General features: G+C 62.4%; 3 protein-coding genes. 1 reads left to right on the forward strand and 2 read right to left on the reverse strand.

The window, feature by feature from the left end:
* Positions 1 to 1,809, forward strand: a 1,809-nt coding sequence (locus AC1DT3_RS16010) for a M10 family metallopeptidase (RefSeq protein WP_477466235.1), incomplete at its 5' end; no start/stop codon positions are given.
* Positions 1,810 to 1,858: 49 nt separating this feature from the next.
* Here AC1DT3_RS16010 and AC1DT3_RS16015 read toward each other — a convergent pair.
* Together AC1DT3_RS16015 and AC1DT3_RS16020 are read right to left on the reverse strand one after the other, a co-directional pair.
* Positions 1,859 to 2,482, reverse strand: a complete 624-nt coding sequence (locus tag AC1DT3_RS16015) for a BA14K family protein (RefSeq protein ID WP_477466236.1) — start codon at positions 2,480 to 2,482, stop codon at positions 1,859 to 1,861.
* 110 nt (positions 2,483 to 2,592) lie between these two features.
* A complete protein-coding gene (locus tag AC1DT3_RS16020) occupies positions 2,593 to 3,027 on the reverse strand; it encodes a BA14K family protein (RefSeq protein WP_477466237.1) in 435 nt (144 codons plus the stop codon).
* Between the last annotated feature and the right edge of the window lie 251 nt (positions 3,028 to 3,278).

Consider the following 3,278-nt stretch of genomic DNA (forward strand, 5'->3'; position numbering starts at 1 on the left):
TCCATCGATGGTCTCTTGGCCGGCGTCGGGTGGGAGGTGAGCGCGCTGACGTTCAGATTTCCGACCCATCCCAGTCTCTACGATGACGTTGGCGATGCCACGAACATCAACAGTTACGGGCCCGAGAACACCATTGCGCATAATTTCCAACCCGCCGACGGCGCTGGCTCCGCGCAAACAGATCAGAAGGTCGCGGTCGCCTACGCCCTCGGCCTGATCGAGAGCTATACCGGCCTGTCGTTCCAGGAAATTACGGAAACGACGACGAGCCATGGCAATATCCGTTTCGCGCTGACCGATTTCTACGCCACCGCCGCCGGGTATTTTCCCATGGATACCTACAAGAGCGGCGACATCTGGATGAATCCCAATGGCGGCCCGACGTACATGGATCCCCGCGTCGGCAATTGGGGGTTGGCGACGATTCTCCATGAAGTCGGTCATGCCGTCGGATTGAAGCACGGCCATGAGAGCTTGGGCGCGGGGGCCTTCGACCCAGGAACGTTGCCGACTCTGGAGGACACCTGGAACAGCTCGCTGATGACATACCGCAGCTTTGTCGGCGCGACCACGAACCCGGTGAGCGGCAACGTCGAAAGCGACAACCCCGGCACCTACATGCCGAACGATATTGCCGCCCTGCAATACATCTACGGGGCCAATTTCAGCTCGCGATCCGGTGACACGCTCTATCACTGGGAAGCCGCGACCGGCACCGTGTTCATCGACGGCGAAAACTGGGGCACGCCGATCAACGGCAAGACGTTCATGACCGTGTGGGACGGCAATGGAATCGACACCTACGATCTGTCGGAATACCAGGCCGATCTCACGGTCGATCTGCGACCCGGCGCCTATTCGATCTTCGATCCGGCCCAGCTCGCCGACCTCGATGGCTCGGCCACCCACCGCCCCGCCGCGGGCAATGTGGCCAACGCGCGGCTGTTCCAGGGTGATGGACGCTCGCTGATCGAAAACGCCGTCGGCGGCGCCGGCAACGATCGCCTCACCGGCAATGCCGCCGCCAATCGCTTGTCCGGTGGCGCCGGCACGGACACGTTGGAAGGCGGTTCGAACAACGATGTGCTCGATGGTGGCGCGAGCACCAACACCTCGCTGTTCTCGGGAGCCCGCGGCAATTACACAATCGTCACCAATGTCGATGGGGCCTTCACGGTGGCGGACACGCGGCCCGGAGGCGACGGGTCCGACCGACTCTCCAATATTCAGTTCGCCCGCTTCAGCGATCAGACGATCACGCTGATTTCTCCCGAACCTCCGCCTCCTCCCCCGCCACCGCCGGTGGAACCTCGTCCCGCGTTGCCGATCACGATCGGTGGAAGTGCCAATGCCGAAACGCTCGTCGGCAACGCCGCGGACAACAAGATCTTCGGCTATGCTGGAAAGGACCAGCTCCGCGGCGGTGGCGGTGACGATCTGCTGTTCGGTGGCGTCGGAAACGACACGCTGAGCGGAGAATCCGGGCGCGATTTCTTCGTTTTCGACACCCGGCCCCATTCGCGCATCAATATGGACCTGATCACCGATTTCTCTCGTCCGGACACGATTTTGCTCGACGACAAGTTCTTCAAAGTCGGCCACGGATCGTTGATGAAAATGGGAAAGCTCGCGAAGGAAAAGTTCTACATCGGAAAGGCCGCTCATGACGGCAGCGACCGCGTCATTCTCAACAAGACGACAGGTGTGTTGTCGTATGACGCCGACGGAAACGGCCCTCTCACCGCTATCAAGTTCGCGCTCTTGAAGCCCAAGGTCACATTGAGCCACACGGACTTCCTGGTGATCTGAGGGCCACAAAAAATGGGCCCCGTAGGGCCCATTCATTGAATCGCGATCCTTACGGACAAGGATGTCTCAGGCCGTCATAGCCGAGATAAGTGCCCGTCGCCGGGTTGTACGATTTGAACCGCTGCGCGCAATACGCCGAATAATCGCCACCGGAGTTCTGCGAGGAGATGGCACCGGCCGCGATGGCGCCCGTGGCGAGTCCGATCGCGCCCGCTGCCGCCGCGCCTCCGTAATTATAGCGGTAGGGGCTGTAATAGCCGTACGCCGGATAGGGACGGTAACCGGGACGATAGGCGTAACCGGGACGATATCCCGGACCGTATCCGGGGCGATAACCGGGCCGGTACCCGGGCCTGTATCCGCCGCCCGCGACGGGACGATAGCCGCCCCCGGGCCGCACGCCCGCGATAGGGGGACGATGGACGCCGCCGGGGCGCATGCCGCCGTGGAAGCCGCCTCCGCCGCCGCGCCCGTGGAAACCTCCGCCACCCCGCCCGCCGCCGCCGCCGCGGCGCTGTGCATATTCTTCACGCACGCCATCTTGCTGCATGCGGGACAGAAGCATATCGAGATGGGACCCGGGCTCAGCTGTCTGGGCGGAAGCTGCACCCGAGAACAGTGACGCCGATCCGATCACGGTGGTGGCCAACGCGGCCATGATCATCTTGCGCATCGATCGACTCCTTGGGACGTTCGGGGGGCCAACGTGCAAGCGCGGGTGCTGTTCCACAAAACGTCGGTGGGCGCCCGAGCCCACCGAGACCATGAGATCGGCCGAACCTGCTACTGACAGATGTGCTGACGCCCGTCGCGGCCCCAGAACGTGTTCGAGGTCGCGTCATAAGTCTGATACTTGGCCGAGCAATAGGCGATCCAGCTCTGACCGGAGGCCGGGCCCTCCTGGCCCCAACGGGTCGCCGGCCGCGGCACGAAGATGCTGCCGGTCGTCATGGTGTCGACGCCGCCGGGGTAGCGGTAGCCGTAATCGTAGCCGCGCGGATTGGTCGGGCTGTAATAGTTGGCCGGCGGGCGATGTTGAGCCGCCGAACGCTTGGCCTTCGCCTGATGCTCGCTCTGAGCGGAATAGGCGGATTTCGCCATGAGAGCGGAAGGGCCTCCGGCCATATCACTCGGAGATTGTGCGGATACGGGAGCGGCCCAAGTCGACAGGGCACCGATCGCCAGCGTGGCGACGGCGAGTTTGAGGATGTGTCGCATGTGAAACTCCGTTGTGTGAGACTCCGTTGTGCGAAACGCGTTGGTTGCCAACGGATTCAACGCGTCGTGAGTCTCGCACGTTCCGCGAGCCGTCACCCTATCGCGATGCTGTGATCGCGATTTCAGGTCACGTTCGTCAGAGGATGAATCGACTCAAATCGACATTCCTTGCCAAGCTCTCCACCTGATTTCTGACGTAGGTTCCGTCGATCGTCACCGATTCACCGGAACGGTCAGGCGCGGTGAAGGAT

Source organism: Microvirga sp. P4_G7 (assembly GCF_056401005.1).

What these genes read in the sequence shown, in the direction of transcription:
- AC1DT3_RS16015 (WP_477466236.1), bottom strand. Translation starts at nt 2,482, where the DNA reads ATGCGCAAGATGATCATGGCCGCGTTGGCCACCACCGTGATCGGATCG.
- AC1DT3_RS16020 (WP_477466237.1), bottom strand. Translation starts at nt 3,027, where the DNA reads ATGCGACACATCCTCAAACTCGCCGTCGCCACGCTGGCGATCGGTGCC.